At 72.9% G+C, this 17,298-nt stretch carries 17 protein-coding genes, 1 pseudogene and 1 riboswitch; of the genes and pseudogenes, 10 read left to right on the forward strand and 8 right to left on the reverse strand.

The features are described from left to right. Positions 1-248: 248 nt before the first annotated feature. Positions 249-1,733, reverse strand: coding sequence for a flotillin family protein (locus tag ACFV4P_RS24645; RefSeq protein ID WP_380474554.1), 1,485 nt, complete (start codon positions 1,731-1,733; stop codon positions 249-251). 186 nt (positions 1,734-1,919) lie between these two features. Next, positions 1,920-2,120, reverse strand: a complete 201-nt coding sequence (locus tag ACFV4P_RS24650; protein WP_073818087.1) for a hypothetical protein — start codon at positions 2,118-2,120, stop codon at positions 1,920-1,922. A 148-nt stretch (positions 2,121-2,268) separates the two neighbouring features. After that, positions 2,269-2,402, forward strand: a riboswitch (TPP riboswitch). On the opposite strand from ACFV4P_RS24650, the gene thiC reads away from it, so the two are divergent. Beyond that, positions 2,398-4,179 (forward strand): phosphomethylpyrimidine synthase ThiC, encoded by a 1,782-nt coding sequence (gene thiC, locus ACFV4P_RS24655; RefSeq protein ID WP_380474556.1) that lies wholly within the window; start codon positions 2,398-2,400, stop codon positions 4,177-4,179. (Overlaps the previous riboswitch by 5 nt.) A gap of 75 nt (positions 4,180-4,254) precedes the next feature. On the opposite strand, the gene ACFV4P_RS24660 is transcribed toward thiC, so the two are convergent. After that, positions 4,255-4,677, reverse strand: a complete 423-nt coding sequence (locus ACFV4P_RS24660; RefSeq protein ID WP_380474558.1) for a nuclear transport factor 2 family protein — start codon at positions 4,675-4,677, stop codon at positions 4,255-4,257. 140 nt (positions 4,678-4,817) lie between these two features. Here ACFV4P_RS24660 and ACFV4P_RS24665 point away from each other — a divergent pair, with 140 nt between their 5' ends. Together ACFV4P_RS24665 and ACFV4P_RS24670 are read left to right on the forward strand one after the other, a co-directional pair. Further along, positions 4,818-5,603, forward strand: a complete 786-nt coding sequence (locus ACFV4P_RS24665) for a DUF6585 family protein (protein ID WP_380474560.1) — start codon at positions 4,818-4,820, stop codon at positions 5,601-5,603. 137 nt (positions 5,604-5,740) lie between these two features. After that, on the forward strand, positions 5,741-6,166 hold the full coding sequence (locus ACFV4P_RS24670) for a hypothetical protein (RefSeq protein ID WP_380474562.1): 426 nt from the start codon (positions 5,741-5,743) through the stop codon (positions 6,164-6,166). Between the two features lie 62 nt (positions 6,167-6,228). On the opposite strand, the gene ACFV4P_RS24675 is transcribed toward ACFV4P_RS24670, so the two are convergent. Together ACFV4P_RS24675 and ACFV4P_RS24680 are read right to left on the reverse strand one after the other, a co-directional pair. Further along, positions 6,229-6,876, reverse strand: coding sequence for a LuxR C-terminal-related transcriptional regulator (locus ACFV4P_RS24675; protein ID WP_380474564.1), 648 nt, complete (start codon positions 6,874-6,876; stop codon positions 6,229-6,231). Further along, positions 6,861-8,090 (reverse strand): sensor histidine kinase, encoded by a 1,230-nt coding sequence (locus tag ACFV4P_RS24680; protein ID WP_380474565.1) that lies wholly within the window; start codon positions 8,088-8,090, stop codon positions 6,861-6,863. Before ACFV4P_RS24680 ends, ACFV4P_RS24675 begins: the two co-directional genes overlap by 16 nt. 148 nt (positions 8,091-8,238) lie before the next feature. On the opposite strand from ACFV4P_RS24680, the gene ACFV4P_RS24685 reads away from it, so the two are divergent. The 4 genes from ACFV4P_RS24685 (at position 8,239) to ACFV4P_RS24700 (ending at position 10,815) form a co-directional block, all read left to right on the forward strand. Continuing rightward, a complete protein-coding gene (locus ACFV4P_RS24685) occupies positions 8,239-8,682 on the forward strand; it encodes a hypothetical protein (protein WP_380474567.1) in 444 nt (147 codons plus the stop codon). Between the two features lie 57 nt (positions 8,683-8,739). Further along, positions 8,740-8,967 carry an AbrB/MazE/SpoVT family DNA-binding domain-containing protein gene (locus tag ACFV4P_RS24690; protein ID WP_380474569.1) on the forward strand — a complete coding sequence of 76 codons (228 nt, stop codon included), beginning with the start codon at positions 8,740-8,742 and terminating at the stop codon, positions 8,965-8,967. Continuing rightward, positions 8,957-9,403, forward strand: a complete 447-nt coding sequence (locus tag ACFV4P_RS24695; protein WP_380474571.1) for a type II toxin-antitoxin system VapC family toxin — start codon at positions 8,957-8,959, stop codon at positions 9,401-9,403. Before ACFV4P_RS24690 ends, ACFV4P_RS24695 begins: the two co-directional genes overlap by 11 nt. A gap of 182 nt (positions 9,404-9,585) precedes the next feature. Continuing rightward, entirely contained in the window at positions 9,586-10,815 is a 1,230-nt protein-coding gene (locus ACFV4P_RS24700) for a M20 family metallopeptidase (RefSeq protein WP_380474572.1), read from the forward strand. Positions 10,816-10,839: 24 nt separating this feature from the next. Here the strand turns inward: ACFV4P_RS24700 and ACFV4P_RS24705 are convergent, their stop codons facing one another. The 3 genes from ACFV4P_RS24705 to ACFV4P_RS24715 all read right to left on the reverse strand — a co-directional run bounded on the left by ACFV4P_RS24705 (position 10,840) and on the right by ACFV4P_RS24715 (position 14,356). Beyond that, positions 10,840-11,763 carry a hypothetical protein gene (locus ACFV4P_RS24705; protein WP_380474574.1) on the reverse strand — a complete coding sequence of 308 codons (924 nt, stop codon included), beginning with the start codon at positions 11,761-11,763 and terminating at the stop codon, positions 10,840-10,842. Between the two features lie 139 nt (positions 11,764-11,902). Beyond that, a complete protein-coding gene (locus ACFV4P_RS24710) occupies positions 11,903-13,051 on the reverse strand; it encodes a metallophosphoesterase (RefSeq protein ID WP_380474576.1) in 1,149 nt (382 codons plus the stop codon). Between the two features lie 147 nt (positions 13,052-13,198). Then, positions 13,199-14,356, reverse strand: coding sequence for a LacI family DNA-binding transcriptional regulator (locus ACFV4P_RS24715; protein ID WP_073818037.1), 1,158 nt, complete (start codon positions 14,354-14,356; stop codon positions 13,199-13,201). A 288-nt stretch (positions 14,357-14,644) separates the two neighbouring features. Between ACFV4P_RS24715 and hisC the strand changes: the two genes are divergently transcribed. The 3 genes and pseudogenes from hisC to ACFV4P_RS24730 all read left to right on the forward strand — a co-directional run. After that, positions 14,645-15,721 carry a histidinol-phosphate transaminase gene (gene hisC / locus ACFV4P_RS24720; protein ID WP_380474578.1) on the forward strand — a complete coding sequence of 359 codons (1,077 nt, stop codon included), beginning with the start codon at positions 14,645-14,647 and terminating at the stop codon, positions 15,719-15,721. A gap of 95 nt (positions 15,722-15,816) precedes the next feature. Then, positions 15,817-17,106 (forward strand): TrpB-like pyridoxal phosphate-dependent enzyme, encoded by a 1,290-nt coding sequence (locus tag ACFV4P_RS24725; RefSeq protein WP_380474580.1) that lies wholly within the window; start codon positions 15,817-15,819, stop codon positions 17,104-17,106. A 16-nt stretch (positions 17,107-17,122) separates the two neighbouring features. After that, positions 17,123-17,242: pseudogene (locus ACFV4P_RS24730) on the forward strand (PT domain-containing protein); the annotation flags it as partial. Between the last annotated feature and the right edge of the window lie 56 nt (positions 17,243-17,298).

Below are 17,298 nucleotides of genomic sequence, written 5' to 3' on the forward strand. Positions count from 1 at the left end.
CCAAGGTCGCCCGCTCCTCATCGGTCAGCAGTAGGGGCTCCAACTTCGGTCCCCGACGAGGAGCGGGCACGCGCGCAGAAGACGTCATGCAACAAGTAACGACGAACTACCGACGCAGGACACTAGCGCCTGTCCGGCCGGCGCCGGCCTGCGACCGGTGCCGAGGTTCGCGGAGGCCGCACACGGGTCCGCCCGGGGAGGGGATTCCCTCGCCCGGGCGGACCTGACTGCGTGGTGCCGAGCGCGACCTACTCGGCGTCGGCCTGGATCGGGATGACCTGGGCCGGAGTCGCGGCGGCCTTGGCGGGCTCCGCGCCGCCGGCGGCCGGGGACATCGCGGTGAGCAGCTGGCGGGCCAGACCGAGGCCGGTGCCGCCCATGGTGAGCGCCTTGGCGAACATCTCGGACATGCCCTCGGCGCCGTTCAGCAGCACCATGTGCTCGACGTTGCCGAACGCGTCCGCGCCGGCCCGGACGATCGCCGGCCAGTTCTCGGCGAGCTGCTGGGCGACCACCGCCTCCTGGTTCTCGGCCAGCGCCGCGGCGCGGGCCTTGATGCCCTCGGCCTCGGCCAGGCCCTGGGCCCGGGTGGCCTCGGCCTCGGCGAGACCCTTGGCCCGGGACGCCTCCGCCTCGGCCAGGCCCTTCGCGGCCTCGGCGGCGGCCTGCGCCTCACCGGTGGCCCGGGTGGCCTCGGCCGCGGCCAGACCGCGCGCCCGGGTGGCCTCGGCCTCCGCGGCGGCGGCGACCTTGACCCGGTTCGCCTCGGCGGCGGTCTTCAGGTCGGTCTCCCGGGACAGCGCCTCGGCGGCGGAGATCCGCGCGTCGCGGTCGGCCTCGGCCTTGGTGCGGGTCTCGTACGCGCGGGCGTCGGCGGGCTTGCGGACGTCCGCCTGGAGCTGCTGCTCCTTGCGGTGCGCCTCCAGCTCGGCGACCTTGGTCTCCTGGACCACGACCTCCTGCCGGGCGGCGGCCTGCGCGAGCGGGCCGGCCTGCAGCGCGCGGGCCGCGGCGGTGTCCATCTCGGCCTGGTAACCGGCCTGCTGGATACCGGAGTTGCGCGTTGCCTCGGCCTTGCGGGCGAACGCCTCCTGCTCGGCCTCGGTGGCCCGCCGGTCCGCCTCGGCGGCGGCGATGCGGGCGTCCCGCTGGACGGCCGCGGCGTGCGGCGCGGCCAGGTTGGTGATGTAGCCGGTCGGGTCCAGGATCTCCTGGATCTGCAGCGAGTCGATGATGAGGCCGAGCTTCTCCATCTCGATGCCCGAGGCGGAGCGGGTCTCACCGGTGAGCCGCTCGCGGTCGCGGATCATGTCCTCGACCGTGAGCCCGCCGACGATGGACCGCAGGTGACCGGCGAACACGTTGTGCACGCGCTGGCCCATCATCTTCTGCTGGTCCAGGAACCGCCGGGCGGCGTTGGCGATCGACGCGTTGTCGTCGCCCACCTTGAAGATCACAACCCCCTTGACGTGCACGGGAATTCCCTGCGACGTCACACACTCCACGTCCAGCGCGGCCTCGTTGAGGTCCAGCGACAGCCGGCGCACCGCCTGGACGCCCGGGATCACGAAGGTGCCCCGGCCGGTCACCACACGGAAGCCCAGACCCTCGCCGTGCTTGGAACCCGAGATCACCAACGCCTCGTTGGGTTCCGCCACGCGCCACATCAACTTAAAGAGCACGATCAGGGCAACGAAGCCTGCGACGGCGCTGCCCGCGATGCCGATCAGCATCGGCAATCTCCCCCTTCGGAGCACACCGGTTCCGTGACTGCGCTTCGGTCCGTGCAGGTTGGCGCGGAAGCCGGTGGCAGCCGCATTCTCCGCCGTTCCGGATCACGGGGGAAGAGCTGAGCCGGGAGGAACTCGCACTGTCTCGAAACCGTTGCGCGGGGTCACCTGTGACGGTCCGACAGGTGATCAGAGCGGCTCGACGTAGACGGTGCGCGGTGGCTGATATTCGACCACGACGACCATGGTGCCCGACTGCAGCGGCTCACCCGGAGTGGCGAGGTACGCCAGGAACGCCTCGGTGCCCAGCCGCTCCGGGACGTGCACCATCACCTCGCCGACCAGGCCTGCGCCGATCCGCCCCGTCACCCGCCCCATCAGTCCGATCACCTGCACGATTCTCCCACTCCCGACGAGGCGTGAACAGTTCCGGCCCGCACGGGAGTTGTACGCCGGTGCGGGTGCGGGCCCGGCGATGCGCCCTGGACCGGTGCCGCCGCGTGCCCTACGGTGAGGAACCGAACGCAGGCGGACGACGCCTGCGCGGAACGGGAGCTCGGAGCACCGGGCTGAGAGGGCGCTGACGGTACGCGGATCCGCGAACCACCTGCTGCGCCGACCGCAGGAACCTGACCGGGTAATGCCGGCGTAGGGAGTTGAAGGTCCGATGACCGTTTTTTCCGAGCACAGCTCTGCCCGCGATTCGGCCGCCGGCGGGTACCCCACCCCCGCCTGGCACAAGGCCTACCGCCAGGGCAGCCGCCCCGACCTGCGGGTCCCCTACCGCGAGGTCGAACTGACCGACGGCCGCACCGTCCCGCTGTACGACACCTCCGGCCCGTACACCGATCCCGATCACGCCACCGACGTCCGACGCGGACTGCCCGCCCTGCGCGACGCCTGGATCCGCCAACGCGGCGACGTCGAGGAGTACGAGGGCCGCGAGGCCCGGCCCGAGGACGACGGCATCAAGCACACCGCGCCCCGCGGCGGCGACCTGCGCAACCTGGACGCCGTCTTCCCCGGCCGCCCGCGCCGCCCGCTGCGCGCCAGGGACGGCCTCGCCGTTACCCAACTCGGGTACGCCAAGCAGGGGTTGATCACGCCCGAGATGGAGTTCGTGGCGCTCCGGGAAGGCCTGGAGCCGGAGTTCGTGCGCGAGCAGGTGGCGCGCGGACGGGCCGTCATCCCGGTCAACGTGAACCACCCCGAGAGCGAACCGGCCATCATCGGCACCGACTTCCTGGTGAAGATCAACGCCAACATCGGCAACTCCGCCGTCACCTCCTCCATCGAGGAGGAGGTGGAGAAGATGACCTGGGCCACCCGCTGGGGCGCCGACACCGTCATGGACCTCTCCACCGGCCGCAACATCCACACCACCCGCGAGTGGATCCTGCGCAACTCCCCCGTCCCGATCGGCACCGTCCCGCTCTACCAGGCGCTGGAGAAGGTCGACGGCCGGGCCGAGGACCTCAGCTGGGAGGTCTACCGGGACACCGTCGTCGAACAGTGCGAGCAGGGCGTCGACTACATGACCGTGCACGCCGGCGTGCTGCTCCGGTACGTGCCGCTCACCGCCCGCCGCAAGACCGGCATCGTCTCGCGCGGCGGCTCCATCATGGCGGCCTGGTGCCTGGCGCACCATCAGGAGAACTTCCTCTACACGCACTTCGAGGAACTCTGCGACCTGCTGCGCGCCTACGACGTCACCTTCTCGCTCGGCGACGGCCTGCGGCCCGGCTCCATCGCCGACGCCAACGACGAGGCGCAGTTCGCCGAACTCACCACCCTCGGCGAGCTCGGGCGGATCGCCCGCGCCAAGGACGTCCAGGTGATGATCGAGGGCCCCGGGCACGTCCCGATGCACAAGATCCGCGAGAACATGGACCTGCAGAAGGAGATCTGCGACGAGGCCCCGTTCTACACGCTCGGCCCGCTCACCACCGACGTCGCGCCCGGCTACGACCACATCACCTCCGGCATCGGCGCCGCGATGATCGCCTGGTGGGGCACCGCGATGCTCTGCTACGTCACCCCCAAGGAACACCTGGGGCTGCCGAACCGCGACGACGTGAAGACCGGCGTCATCACCTACAAGATCGCCGCCCACGCCGCCGACCTCGCCAAGGGCCACCCCGGCGCGCAGGCCTGGGACGACGCACTCTCCGACGCCCGCTTCGAGTTCCGCTGGGAGGACCAGTTCAACCTGGCCCTCGACCCGGAGACCGCCCGCGCCTTCCACGACGAGACCCTCCCCGCCGAACCCGCCAAGACCGCGCACTTCTGCTCCATGTGCGGCCCCAAGTTCTGCTCCATGAAGATCAGTCAGCAGATCCGCGACGAACACGGCGCCGACCTCGCCGCCACCGTCGAGGCAGGGATGGCCGAGAAGTCCGCCGAGTTCGCGGCCCACGGCAGCAAGGTCTACCTGCCGCTGGTCGACTGACGCGTCCCGCTGACCCCGCCCCGGCCCGGCCGCAGTCCGGCCGCAGTGCAGTGCAGTGCGGGGCGGGGTCGGCGGTCAGGGCCGGTCGCCGAAGATCGCGCGGTGGCCGCGGGCGGTGTCCATGTACTCGCGGACGCGGTGGATCAGGCCGTCGCGGAGTTCGAAGACCAGGCAGTAGTCGTTGGCGTAGTGGTTGCCGTCGGCGAGTGTCGCGGTCATGGTCTCCTCGACGACGACGCGGTCGCCGTCCGCGTGGACGGCGTGGAAGGCGACGGCGACGTCCCGGACGAACAGGCGGGGGAAGTCCTCGGCGAGGAAGCGGGCGATCGCCCGGCGGCCGATCAGGTGGCTCGGGCAGTCCAGTGCGACGGCCGTCGCGTTGCCCGCCGGGGCCAGCCACTCGGCGTCCTCGGTGAGGACGGCGGCGATCCGCTCCGGGTCGTGGCTGGCGAAGGCCTTCCAGGCGTGCTGGACGATGTCGCGGCTGTGTCGGGGCATGGTCGCGAGGCTAGGCGGGCGCGGGCCGCGCCACTGGCGGGTTTCGGACCTTGTCACCCCGGGGGAGTGCGGTCCGCGCGGGCCGGGGCGGAGGCAGTACGATCCGTGCCGCCGCCGGGACGACCTGCGGTTTCTTCGTGATGAGAGAGATCCGGATGCAGGACGTCCAGGCACCGCCGGTGCCGGAGCAGGTTCCCGACGAGGTGGCGGCGCCGGCGGCGAGCGAGGGGCTCGGGGAGCTCCGGGCTTCGTTCGGGCCCAAGCGGTTGAGCGGTGCGGCGATGACCGGACTGATCGTCATGTGCCTGGTGGGGCTGGCGCTGTTCGTGCTGCCCGGGCTGATCTTCATCTGGCGGCTGACGCAGGTCCCGAACCTGAACAAGAAGCAGGGCGCGAAGCGCATCCACTGCTTCGAGCACGGGGTGGTGGCGGGCGACCGGGCCGGCCGGCCGGTGGCATTCCGGTGGGACGACGCGGCGGTGCTGCAGCAGATCACCCGGCGGTACGTGAACGGGTTCCACACCGTCACCACCTATCTGTACACGCTGTACCGGCCGGACGGCACCTCGGTCGAGCTGACCGGCTTCTATGCCGACCCGGTGGTCTGGGGCGCGGCCTTCCAGCACGAGATCACCCGGTCCCAACTCCCGGGCGTGCTCGACGTGGTGAGGCGCGGCGGGACGGTCCGGTTCGGCGACATCGCGGTCAACGCGGGCGGCGTGGCGAACGCCCGGAGCGGGTCGCTGGCGTGGCCCGAGGTCGAGCGGATCGAGGTCAAGGACGGCACGGTGTTCGTGTCGAAGGCCGGGAAGCTGTTCGGCTGGTCGAACACCCCGGTGCACAGGATTCCGAACTTCTTCGTGTTTCTCGCGGTGGTGGACGAAATGCGCGGATCGGCCGGTGCCGGAACGTCCCCGGGTCATTGACCCTGAGGGTTTGTCAATTCTTTACATCTCGCTTGAATGACGGCCATCCGATTTGGCTGATATGTCGGATAGAAACCAAATCGGATCTGGATAAGGTTCGCGAGCACGTTCGACCTGACCCACTCCAGAGGGAACTCATGAGCAGCCCGCAGCCTCCCCAGACCCCGCCCGCTCCCGAGGCCGGCGGCCCGGCTCCCTTCGAGTACGGCCAGGCCGCGCAGGCCGCCGCCGCGGCGCCCAAGAAGACCCTGGGCAAGAAGCTGATCTCCGGCCTCGGCATCCTGGTCGTGATCATCGTCATCGCCGTGGTCAAGTTCGCCGTCCGCGACGCGATGACCGACAAGCCGGTGCACGCCAAGGTCGGCCAGTGCGTCTCCGTCACCGGCAGCGACAACGACCCGAAGGTCGACACCGTCGGCTGCGACGACAGCAAGGCCACCCACACGGTCGAGAAGGTCATCGACAACACCTTCGACACCCACGCCTGCGGCGACGAGTTCGACGCGCTCGCCCAGCAGTTGGGCAGCGACAAGTTCGTTCTCTGCCTGACCCCGAAGAAGTAACGCGTAGAAATACGTCGGCCCCCACCGCTGCGGCGGTGGGGGCCGACGCCCGTTCCGGCCGGTCAGGGCCGGTTGAGGTAGGTCAGGACGGCGCGGACGCGACGGTTGGTGTCGGTGTCGTCGGGGATGCCGAGCTTGCCGAACATCGTGGTGGTGTACTTGCCGATCGCGCTCTCGCTGAGGAACAGCCGGCGGCCGATCGCCTGGTTGGAGAGGCCCTCGGCCATCAGGCCCAGCACCGAGTGCTCGCGTTCGGTGAGCCGGTCGAGGCCCCGGCCGACCGGGGTGGCGGTGAGCAGCCGGGCGATGACCGCCGGGTCCATCGCGGTGCCGCCGGCGGCGACGCGCTCCAGGGCGTCCAGGAACTGGTCGGCGTCGAAGACGCTCTCCTTGAGCAGGTAGCCGATGCCGCCGGAGCCGTCGGCGAGCAACTCCCGGGCGTAGAGCTGCTCGACGTGCTGGGAGAGGACCAGGATCGGCAGACCCGGCACCCGGGCGCGGGCGGCCAGCGCGGCACGCAGCCCCTCGTCGGACTGGGTGGGCGGCATCCGGACGTCGACGACGGACACGTCCGGGCGCCACGTCAGCAGGGCGTCCAGGGTGTCGGGGCCGGTGGCGGTGGTGGCGACCACCTGGTGACCGCAGGCCTCCAGCAGACGCACCATGCCGTCGCGCAGCAGGTACAGGTCCTCGGCTACGAGAATGCGCACGGCACCGCCATCCTGACTCGGGTCGGCCCGCCCGCCGGGCTGACGATCGTCAACGTACCGCCGAACGCGTCGACCCGGCGGCGCAGCCCCGCCAGCCCGCCGTCCGGGCGTTCCACCAGCCCGCCCCGGCCGTCGTCCACCACCTCGGCGCTCACCCCGTACTCGTCCTGACGGAGCGTCACCCCGGCCCGGGTCGCGCCCGCGTGGCGGACGGCGTTGGTCAGCAGCTCCGCGACCCCGAAGTAGACGGCCGACTCGACCGGCGCGTCCGCCCGCAGCGGGCCCTCGGCGGCCACGTCCACCGGCAGCGGGAGGTCCAGCGCGAGGGCGCGCACCGCGTCCAGCAGGCCGCGCTCGGTCAGCACCGGCGGGCTGATCCCCCGGACCAGCTCCCGCAGTTCGGCCAGCGAGGCGGTGGCCCCCGCCTGCGCGTCCCGGATCAGCGACCTGGCCTGCTCCGGGTCCCGGTCCAGCAGCCGCTGCGCGGTGGCCAGCGAGAGGCCGAGCGCGACCAGCCGGGCCTGCGCGCCGTCGTGCAGGTCCCGTTCGATGCGACGGATCTCGGCGGCCTGCGCGACGGTGGCGTCCGCCCGCTGCGCGGTGAGTTCGGCGACCCGCTCGGCCAGCGCCATCGCCGTGGACGGCCGCAGGAACCGCCGAGCCACCGGGACGACGGGCCGCCACGCGAACGGGGAGCAGACGACGGCGAGCAGCCCGGCGAGGACGCTGCGGTCCACGACGGCCACGGCCAGGGCGACCGGGGGCGCCGCCGCGGGCAGGCCCGCCGTGAACGGGAGGACGGCGACGAAGCGCAGGTCGCGCCGGTTCGCCGGGTCCTGCCGGCGGATCCGCAGGCGCTGGTCCATCAGCGCGTCGCGCCGGGTGCGCTCGTAGCCGAAGCCGTTCCACCAGAAGCCGGTGGACAGTTGGACCACCGGCGGCGCCTGCCGGTACCCGGGCGGCAGGACGATGCCGGTCCACCGGGCCACCAGCAGCCGCACCCCCGCGCACACCGGGCGGCACAGCGCGAGCGTCCCCGCGACCACCAGCACCACCGGCAGCAGCCACGACCACGGGTTGGCCGGCCCCCAGTGCACCCCCAGCGCCACCGCACCCGCCCACACCGCCGGCACCGCCAGCGCGAGCCCCGCGACGGCGCACGCCCGTACGAACCCCACGCCGACGCCCGCCGCCCACGCCCACGCCCGCCCCATGACTCCCCCTCGACTCCGTCCGGTGCCACCACTGTGCACCGCGCCCCGCCCCGGCGGACCCCGCCACGGGCAGGAGTGGGCCTGGCCCCACCCCGGTGTGGGCCTGGACGGATACCCGGGCGGACGGCCGCTCCCTAGCGTCGACGACATGACCTCGCAGACGCAGAACAGCAGCGCCGACCCCGCCGTGCTCGCCTCGCCCGCCGTGCAGCGGGCCTTCGCCACCGTACGGACGGCCGTCGCGCTCCACGGCGCGCTCGCCGTCGCCACCCTCGCCGCCGTCGCGGCGGTGGCGGCCACCGGCCACCAGGCGAACACCTTCATGTGGGTGCGGGCCGTGCTGCTCCCGCTGGTCGCCGTGCTGCTGCACCGCCAGGCCACCGCGGCCGCGACCGGCTCGCGCCGCGCCTTCGACCGCCTCCGCACCGTCACCCTCGTCATGCCGATCGCCGTCGTCGCCGTCGACCTGATCCCCGGCATCTGCCCCCTCTGGTACACCGCCGCCCAGACCGCCACCGTCCTCCCCGCCCTCTGCGCCACCCTCCTCACCCGCACCCCGCCCCTCCGCACCACCCACTCGACCCCGCGCTGACCGGGGCGCGGCTAGTATTACGTGGTAGGCGTCATACGGGATACGTAGGAGCGCGCGATGCGGGTGAACAGCAAAGGGCAGGTCACCATCCCGGCGGAGCTTCGCGAGAAGTGCGGTCTCCACCCCGGGGACGAAGTGGATGTCGTCGAGGAGGACGGCATTCTGCGGATAGTGCGCCGGGCGGACGGCGGAACGCGGGGGGAGCGACTGGCCCGGCGAATGAGGGGCACCGCCACCGGCGGGATGTCCACCGACCAGATCATGGAGCTGTTGCGTGGCGAGTAGCCGCTTGACGCTGGTGGGCCGTGAGCGGAGCCGGCCGGTGACGCTGGTGGATTCGTGCGTGCTGCTGGACTTGATGACGAACGACCCCACCTGGGCGGACTGGTCCGAGTCCGCGCTCGCCGCGGCCCAGGACGAGGGCCAGGTGGTGATCAATCCGATCGTCTACGCCGAGGTCTCGGTGGCCTTCGGTGCGATCGAGGAGCTCGACGAGGTGCTCCCGGCCGAGGCGTTCGGACGCGAGCCGCTGCCCTACGAGGCGGGCTTCCTCGCCGGCAAGGCGTTCCTCCAGTACCGGCGGCGCGGCGGGCAGAAAGCCGCCCCGCTGCCGGACTTCTACATCGGGGCACATGCCGCGGTGCGGGGCCACCGACTGCTCACCAGGGACGCCACCCGCTATCGGACGTACTTTCCGACCGTGAGCCTGATCTGCCCCTGACGCGGGGCCGGTCCCCGTGGGTGAGCCGTTGGACGACCGGGGCGGAGACGACCTGGACGGTGCAGCCGGGGCCGCCGAACGGGTCGGGCGCGGTTGATCCGTGCGTCGCGGGCGTCGGCGGGGCGTCGCCGGGTCAGGATGCGGGAGACCGTCCGCTCCCCGACCACGCTGGAGGCGCACCCGTGTCGACCGACGTCCACACCGACCGCTCCACCCCCGACGAGCTGCGTCGCGCCGCCGCCGCGCTCCGGACCGACCTGGTCGAACTCCGCCGCGACCTGCACCGGCACCCGGAGATCGGCCTCGACCTGCCGCGCACCCGGGCCCGGCTGCTGGCCGCGCTGGACGGCCTGCCGCTGGAGATCGCCCTCGGCGAGCGGCTGACCTCCGTCACCGCCGTGCTGCGCGGCGCCCGCCCCGGCCCGGCCGTGCTGCTGCGTGCCGACCTGGACGCGCTGCCCGTCCAGGAGGAGACCGGCCTGCCGTACGCCTCCGAGGTGCCCGGCGCGATGCACGCCTGCGGCCACGACCTGCACGCCGCCGCGCTGGTCGGCGCGGCCCGGCTGCTCGCCGATCGGCGCGACCGACTGGCCGGCAGCGTGGTGCTGATGTTCCAGCCCGGCGAGGAGGGCTCCGGCGGGGCCGGCCTGATGATCGAGGACGGTGTGCTGGACGCCGCCGGGGAGCGGGTGGTCGCCGCGTACGCGCTGCACGTCACCGCCGCGCAGCTGCCCGCCGGGTACGTCGCCGGCCGGCCCGGCCCGATCATGGCCGCCAGCGACACGCTGCGGGTGGTGGTCCGCGGCCGCGGCGGCCACGGCTCCAGTCCGCACCTCGCCCTCGACCCGGTGCCGGTCGCCTGCGAGGCGGTGCTGGCGCTGCAGACCATGGTCACCCGGCAGTTCGACGCCTTCGACCCGGTGGTGCTCACCGTCGGCGCCTTCCACGCCGGCACCGTCGAGAACGTCGTCCCCGACCGGGCCGAGTTCGTCGCCACCGTCCGCTCGTTCTCCCCCGCCGCCCGGGAACGGGTGCTGGAGCGGGCCGGCCGGCTGGTGCGCGGCATCGGTGAGGCGCACGGCTGCCAGGTCGACGTGGTGGTGCGGCCCGGCTACCCGGTGACGGTCAACGATCCGGCCGAGGCGGCGTACGCCGAACAGACCGCCCGCCACCTGCTCGGCCCCGACCGGTATGTCGAGATGCCGCACCCGGTGACCGGCTCGGAGGACTTCGGCATGCTGGCCGAGCACGTCCCGATCGGGTACGTGATGGTCGGCGCGTGCCCGCCCGGCACCGACCCGTTCACCGCGCCCTACAACCACTCCCCGCAGGCCTGCTTCGACGACTCGGTGCTTCCCGACGCGGCCGCCCTGCTCGCCGCCCTGGCCCTCGGCCGGACGGCGACCGGCTGAGCATCCACCCGCGGGGCGGCGCGGTCAGTCGCCGTCCCGCCGCGGGTGGCCCTCCGGGTCGGTGATGCCCTCCGGGCCGGGGCTGGTGAAGTCCGGTGCGGCGTAGTCGGGGTGGCCTTCGGGGCCGGGTCCGGTGAAGCGGGGGCCGTCCTTGCGCTTGCGCCCTTGGTCGTCGGTGAGGCCTTCGGGGCCGGGGCTGGTGAAGTCCGGGCTGCTGTGCCCGGGGCCGGTGAACCCGGACGGGCGGGCCGAGCCGCCCGGGCTGGTGAACCCCGGGCCCGCGTACCCGGCGCGGCTGAAGCCGGGGCTGTGCAGGTCCGGCGGGGCGGTGCGGGGGCGCGGGACGGCGGTGCCGGGCGCGGCGGCATGGTCGGCGAGCAGCCAGGGCAGCAGGGCGCGTTCGCGCAGCGCGGCGTGCCAGACGGTCCGGGCCTCGGCCAGTTCGACGGGCTGCGGCAGGTCGGCGACGGGCGTGCGGGAGGCGTCCCGGCGCGCGGTGAGGACCAGACCGGCACCGCCGATCAGCAGCGCGGCGGCGGCGATGGCCAGCGCGAGCAGCCCGGCGGTGACGGTGGACCGGCCGAGCGCCAGACCGGGTGCGGCGACCCGCAGCAGCCAGCCCAGGATCAGCAGCGCCAGCCCGGCCGACCCGGCCAGCACCGGGGTCAGCACCGTCAGCACCGGGAACAGCCCGGCACCGGGCGGCGGTGTTCCGTTCGGGCGTTCGGCGAGCGCGGTGCGCAGCTCCAGGTAGCGGACGTACTCGGGGGCGGCCGGCGCGGCGACGGTGTCGGCGTCGGCGAGTGCCCTGGTGTGCAGCTGTTCGGCGGTGAGGTGCGCGCCGGGCGCGGCCAGGGCCTGCCGGACGGCGGGGTCGCGCAACGCTTCGTCGAGCAGCCGGGCGAAGTCGGCGCGGTCCTCGGCGAGCAGGCGCGGCGGGTGGCTCATGGGTACCCCGTTCCGCGAGGTGGACGAAAGGTCGCAGACCTCGATGGTAGGGGCGCGCGGGAGCGCGCCGACAGGCTCTTTCCGGAACTTCGGGTCGCTCAGTTCCCTTGCGTCGTCGAGCAGTTGATCGAGGACTCGGTCAGTTGAGCGGCAGTCGGGCGACCAGCAGTCGGCCGTCCATGGTGACGCCGCCGTCCATCGCGATGGCCAGCTCGTCGGCGTAGATGTACGGGCCGGGCACGTGCGGCGGGGTGCCGTCCTCCGGGTGGTCGCCCGTCAGGTACGGGATCGGGCTGTGGCCGTGCACCACCCGGTAGCCGCCGTACATGGCGAGCAGCTCCTGCGCGGCCATGGTGCCGGCCTGGCCGCGGAACGCGAACCGCTTGGTGAACTTGCGGAAGGCGTCCCACCATTCGTCGATGCCCTCGTCGGCGAGCAGCGCGTGCACGGCGTCGTTGACGTCGGCGATGGTCTCGCCGTACTCCAGGTACGCGGTGGTGTCGGAGTGCAGCAGCAGGTGGCCGTCCTCCAGCGCCATCGCGGGCAGCCGGGACAGCCAGCTGATGTGGTGCGGCTGCAGGCGCTCCAGGTCGTGCTGCTGGCCGCCGTTGAGCCGCCAGGCGGCCAGGAACGAGGCGGTGCCGGCGGTGGACTGGACGGCCTCGTCGCCGTAGCGGGCGGCGCCCAGGAACAGCAGTTCGTGATTGCCCATCAGGGCGCGGCAGTAGCCGCCGGCCGCGGCCGCCTCGGCGGCCAGCTGCATCACCAGGTCGATGACGCCGATGCCGTCCGGGCCGCGGTCGGTGAAGTCGCCGAGGAACCACACCCGGGAGCGGCCGGCCGACCAGTGGCCGTCGGCGTCGATCAGGCCCTGCTGGTGCAGCGCGGCGAGCAGTTCGTCGAGGTAGCCGTGCACGTCGCCGATGACGAACAGCGGGCCGGGGCCCTCGCCGGGTTCGGGCTGCGGGTACGGGAAGTGCACCTCGACGGCGGGCGCCGGCTCGATCGGCGGGCCGAGTTCGATGGTCGGCGGGTCCTCGTGCGGGGCCGCCATGGTGGGCGCGTAGTGCCCGGGCACGGGCGCGCTGTCGTCGAACTGCCCGGCGGGGGCCCAGTGCTGCTCCAGGTAGTGGGCGCCGCCGTAGGTGCTGTGGGTGTCCTCGTACTGGTAGCCGGCGGGTTCGGCCGGCTCGAACCAGGAGCCTTGGGGGAGCACGTCGAGGTCCTGGCGGGAGCGGATGCCCGAGTGCGGGTGCTCGGGTTCGCGGAAGAGGTCCTCGGGTGTCATTTGCCCATCATAGGAAGCGCACTCTCCCGCCGTCCTCACCTGGTCGGTACTCGTTTTCCCCGTCGACCCGTCGGGCGGTGGATCGGCCGCCCGGTCTGCCCCGGTCCGAGGTGGTCCGGACCAGTGGCGGGCACGGGCGGCACACGCTCACACCTCGCCCGGCGGACGGGGCGGACTGACCGTGGTGCGCGGGCTGCGGCGCTGCGAGGAGGCCCGCACGATCAGTTCGGTGGGCATCAGGGTGCCGGGCGGCGGGCCCGTCCCCGCGGTGCGGTAGCGCGGCGGGAACAGCCGCCCGGGCACCGATCCCGACCCCGCGTCGACTCCTTCGATCGCGTCGATCAACAGGTTGACCACCGTGGTGCCGATCCGACGGGGTTTCAGCGACAGTGTGGTGATGGGAGGTTCGGTGTTGGCGTACACGTCGGACTCCGAACAGCACACCAGCAGAAGGTCGTCGGGGACCCGCAGGCCGTAGCGGCGGGCGGCGGCCAGCAGGTCGGTGCCGTTCGGGTCGAACAGCCCGTACACCGCGTCGGGCCGGTCCGGGCGGGCCAGCAGCCGGTCGGCGGCGACCGCCCCGGCGGCCGGGTCGTGGGCCGGGTACGCCTCGTACACCGGCTCCTGGCCGACCCGGTCGCACCAGGCGAGGTACGCCTCGGTGGAGAGCCGGGTGTAGGTGTCGGTGGAGGTGCCGGTGAGCAGGCCGATCCGGCGGGCGCCGGCCTCGCTCAGGTGCTCCAGGATGCCGAGCACCGCCGCCTCGTGGTCGTTGTCCACCCAGGCGGTGACCGGGCAGTTGCCCGGTTTGCCGTCGGAGACCACCGGCACACCGGACCGGTACAGCTCGGTCACCAGCGGGTCCTGGTCGGGCGGATCGATCACCACCGTGCCGTCCAGCGCGATGTTGCTCCACACGTCGTGCCGGGACGACGCGGGCAGCACCACCAGGGCGTACCCGCGGCCCAGCGCGGCGCTGGTGGCGGCCCGCGCCATCTCCGCGAAGTAGGCGAACTCGGTGAAGGTGAACGGCTCTTCGCCGTACGTGGTGACGGTCAGTCCGATCAGGCCGGACCGGCCGGTGCGCAACGTCCGCGCGGCGGCGGACGGCCGGTAGCCGAGGCGCTCGGCGACCTCGCGCACCCGGCTGCGGGTCTCGTCGGGGAGGCGACCCTTGCCGTTGAGGGCGTCCGAGACCGTGGTGATGGAGACTCCGGCGGCCGCCGCGACGTCCCGGATGCCTGCCCGTTCCAGGCGCCGTGAGGCGGTGGCTCGGCGACCGTTCTGATTGGCTGCTGCTGTCATGGCGGACCGATCGTATGGCGCATCGCGGCGTTCTGTGACCGGTTCGCTACTGAACGTCGAAGATACGTTTCTCCATGGACGTCCTGCCGGTGCACCCTTCGACAGCTGCGGTTTTCCAGGCTCATTACCTCTGACATGTGCCAAAGGAACCCGGCAGAATGACTGATCTGCACCCGTAACCCGGACGAGCATCTCACCCGCACGGGTGAGGGGCGGTCGGTATCGTTCACGGCACCCGACCGGGTTCCGATCGGCACCCGCCGCCGATGAAGAGAAACGGAGAACCCCGTGGTTCAGCGTGAGCACGGCCCGCGCCTGCGGCCGAGCCTGGACGACATCCCCAGCTACAAGCCCGGGAAGCCCGCCGGCGCGGACTCCTACAAGCTCTCCTCCAACGAGAACCCCTACCCGCCGCTGCCCGGCGTGCTGGAGGCCGCGGTCGCCGCCGCCGGCGACTTCAACCGCTACCCGGACATGGGGGTCGGCGCGCTCACCGCCGAACTCGCGCAGCGCTTCGGCGTCCCCGCCGAGCACATCGCCACCGGCACCGGCTCGGTCGGCGTCGCGCAGTCCCTGGTGCTCGCCACCGCCGGCGAGGGCGACGAAGTGATGTTCGCCTGGCGCTCGTTCGAGGCCTACCCGATCATCACCCAGATCGCCGGCGCCACCCCGGTGCCCGTCCCGCTCACCGCCGACGAGGCCCACGACCTCGACGCGATGCTCGCCGCGATCACCGACCGGACCCGGCTGATCTTCGTCTGCAACCCCAACAACCCGACCGGCGCCGCCCTGCACCGCGAGGAACTCGTCCGCTTCCTGGACGCCGTGCCGTCGCACATCCTGATCGTCCTCGACGAGGCCTACCGCGAGTTCATCCGCGACGAGGACGTCCCGGACGGCATCGAGCTGTACCGCGACCGCCCCAACGTCTGCGTGCTGCGCACCTTCTCCAAGGCGTACGGCCTGGCCGGCCTGCGGGTCGGCTTCGCCGTCGGCCACGAGCAGGTGGCCACCGCGCTGCGCAAGACCGCCGTCCCGTTCGGCGTCAGCCAGCTCGCCCAGGACGCCGCGGTCGCCTCGCTGCGTGCCGAGGACGCCCTGCTGGAGCGGGTCGAGGCGCTGGTCGGCGAGCGCACCCGGGTGACCGCGGCGCTGCGCGCCCAGGGCTGGACGGTGGTCCCCTCCGAGGCCAACTTCGTCTGGCTGCGGCTCGGCGAGCGCACCCTGGACTTCGCCGCCGCGTGCGCCGAGGCCGGCGTGGTGGTCCGCCCGTTCCCCGGCGAGGGCGTGCGCGTCTCGATCGGCGAGGTGCAGGGCAACGACCTGTTCCTGGGCGCCGCGGAGGCGTTCCGCAAGGAGATCTGACACTGCGTCAAGAAGGGGGGCGGGCAGCACGGTTGCCCGCCCCCTCGGCGTGGAAGGACTCCCGCGGCAGCGATCGCACCGCAGGGGAGAGCCCGTTGAGCCAGCACACCGATTCCACGCCCACCACCTGGTACAACATCCTTCCGGACCTGCCCGAGCCGGTCCCGCCGATGCTGCACCCCGGCACCAAGGAACCGGTCACCGCGGAGGACCTCGCCCCGCTGTTCCCCGCCGAACTCGCCGCCCAGGAACTCGGCGGCCCCCGCGAGGTCGACATCCCCGGCGCGGTCCTCGACCTGTACCGCCGCTGGCGCCCCGCCCCGCTGGTCCGCGCCGAACGCCTGGAGCGCGCCCTCGGCACCCCCGCCCGGATCTACTACAAGTACGAGGGCGGCAACCCGACCGGCTCGCACAAGCTCAACACCGCGCTCGCGCAGGCGTACTACAACAAGCGGGCCGGCGTGACCCGGCTGATCACCGAGACCGGCGCCGGGCAGTGGGGCAGCGCGCTCGGCCTGGCCTGCTCGTTCCTGGAGCTGGACTGCGAGGTCTTCATGGTCCGGGTCTCCTACGACCAGAAGCCCTACCGGCGGGCCCTGATGGAGACCTACGGCGCCCGGGTGCACGCCTCCCCGTCCGAACTGACCGCCGCCGGCCGGGCCGCGCTCGCCGAGGACCCGGCGACGCCCGGCAGCCTCGGGCTGGCGATCGCCGAGGCCGTGGAGTCCCTGGCGGCCGCCGGGGGCAGCGCCAAGTACGCGCTCGGCTCGGTGCTGAACCACGTGCTGCTGCACCAGACCGTGATCGGGCAGGAGGCGATCGCCCAGTTCGCCCGGATCGACGACTACCCGGACGTGGTGATCGGCGCGGCCGGCGGCGGCTCCAACTTCGGCGGGCTCGCCTTCCCGTTCCTCGGCGAGCAGTTGGCGGGCCGCCGGGCCGTCCGGGCGGTCGCCGTGGAGCCCGCGTCCTGCCCCACCCTGACGCAGGGCCGCTACGAGTACGACTTCGGCGACAGCGCCGGCACCACCCCGCTGCTGAAGATGCACACCCTCGGGCACGCCTTCACCCCGCCCGCGATGCACGCCGGCGGGCTGCGCTACCACGGCATGTCGCCGATCGTCAGCCACCTCAAGGAGCTCGGCCTGGTGGAGGCGGTCGCGGTGCCGCAGACCGCCTGCTTCGAGGCCGGCGTGACCTTCGCCCGCACCGAGGGCATCGTCCCCGCCCCGGAGTCCACCCACGCGGTGCGGGTGGCGATCGACGAGGCGCTGGCCTGCCGGGAGTCCGGCGAGTCGAAGGCGATCGTGTTCGCGCTCTCCGGGCACGGGAACTTCGACATGCAGGCCTACCTCGACCACTTCGCCGGGAAGCTGACCGACTGACGCGCCGACTGACGCACCGACTGACGCACCGACTGACGCGCCGACTGACGCGCCGACTGACGCGCCGACTGACGCGCCGACTGACGCGCCGACTGACGCGCCGACTGACGCACCGACTGGCGCACCGGGCGGGTGAACCCGCGACGGGACTTCGCTGGGAGGATTCTGGGAGCCCGGTCAAGAGCTGGTGGT

Origin of the sequence: Kitasatospora sp. NPDC059795, from assembly GCF_042732175.1 — a bacterium.
Classification (GTDB): Bacteria; Actinomycetota; Actinomycetes; order Streptomycetales; family Streptomycetaceae; genus Kitasatospora.